At 52.9% G+C, this 399-nt stretch carries 1 protein-coding gene; it reads left to right on the top strand.

What is annotated here, in order from left to right; all coding sequences use genetic code 11:
• Positions 1-399: MFS transporter (locus tag R7Q48_RS27770; protein WP_318133503.1), on the top strand; the 399-nt coding region annotated here is incomplete at both ends.

Genomic DNA, 399 nt, shown 5'->3' with positions numbered 1-399 from the left:
GCACTGCTTACCGATAAGTCAGTGGTGAAGTTCTTGGTTTTGGTGTCGCTTATCCAAGGTAGCCATGCGGCGTACTACGGCTTTAGTGCCATTCACTGGAAAGCGGCGGGTCACTCAGAAGACGTGATCGGCTACTTGTGGAGTCTGGGCGTTGCGGCAGAAGTGGCTGTGTTTGCATTGAGTAAGCGTCTATTTGCTGGTTGGGCGCTGCGCACGCTGTTTATTGTTGCAGCTTGTGGTGTGATGATGCGTTGGGGCATGACCGCAGCAACAACGTCTATCGTTGCGTTGGTTATCGTGCAACTTCTGCACGGTGTGACATTCGCGACGGCGCACATTGCGGCCATTCAATACATCCAAAACTCTGAAGAGCACAAAATGGTGGCGCTGCAAGCGCTA

The sequence above is a fragment of the Vibrio sp. 378 genome, assembly GCF_033339435.1.
Note: the sequence above shows the minus strand (reverse complement) of the source record. Positions and strands in the feature narration are given on the sequence as shown.